Genomic DNA, 896 nt, shown 5'->3' on the forward strand with positions numbered 1-896 from the left:
GGTGACGTCGTCGTCCGGCCGTGTGGGACTGCCGCTGCTGGGGGACTCGGTGAGTCCCATCAGGTCCTCGGGGCTCACCATCAACTCGATGCACAGCTTCTTCAGCGTCTCGACGCTGGGAATCATCTGCCCGCGCTCAATCCGGCTGTAGACGGCAGAGGCCATCCCCACGCGCTCCGCGACTTGGACCTGCGTCAGACTCATCTGCTCCCGAGCGAGGCGGGCGATGCTTCCAAGGTGCGCTGCCAGCTGTTGGTTCATAGGTACAAGGGAGTATACCTGAGTTGCGCGTTGTCAAGGGAGTACAATCCATCAGCGCTCACCCGACAGGAGCTGAATGAGGGCAAGGGCCTGGCGCCCGTTCAGTTGCCGCACGCGGCGTCGCAGGGCGTCCTTGGCGATGGCGCTCGTGCCCGGCGGCAGCGAGTAGGAGAAGCCCAGCAACTCGTTGGGGGTGGTGCAGACGACGGTGCACAGGCGGTACAGCGTCGGGACGCTGGGAAGCATCAGTCCCCGCTCGAGCCGGCTGTAGGCATTGCGGGAGATGTTGATGAGCGTCGCTACCTCTGTCTGCTGCAAGCCCGCGCGGAGGCGGGCCTCGCGCAGGGCCTCGCCGAGGATGACAGGCAAAGGGCGGGTGCGTCTCGTCGGAGGGGCGAAGGTGAGGGCGTCAGGGGGGATGTGCATATCAAGTAAACTGTACCTGATAGTCTAGTTTATATCGCCTTGACAGCCGAGTCGGAACCTTTCGGGGCTGTGGTTGGAGGTGGGGGGAGACTTCGCGCGATTTCCCCGGGCTTCTGGTAACGTGGGCCGGCGCCGGGGAGGGTGTCGCATGCGCGTGGCCGCAGTCCTGCTGTCCTACAGAGTCTCCAGGAGGAAGTCGCCATGAGGGA

At 64.5% G+C, this 896-nt stretch carries 2 protein-coding genes; both read right to left on the minus strand.

Translation table 11 applies throughout. The features are described 5' to 3' along the window. A partial coding sequence (locus FL344_RS38175; RefSeq protein WP_141621951.1) for a helix-turn-helix domain-containing protein occupies nucleotides 1–261 on the minus strand: 261 nt, incomplete at its 3' end. Between the two features lie 51 nt (nucleotides 262–312). Further along, a complete protein-coding gene (locus FL344_RS38180; protein ID WP_228565670.1) occupies nucleotides 313–630 on the minus strand; it encodes a helix-turn-helix transcriptional regulator in 318 nt (105 codons plus the stop codon). Nucleotides 631–896 lie beyond the last annotated feature (266 nt).

It is taken from the genome of Myxococcus sp. AB036A (assembly GCF_006547355.1).
Classification (GTDB): Bacteria; Myxococcota; Myxococcia; order Myxococcales; family Myxococcaceae; genus Myxococcus; species Myxococcus virescens.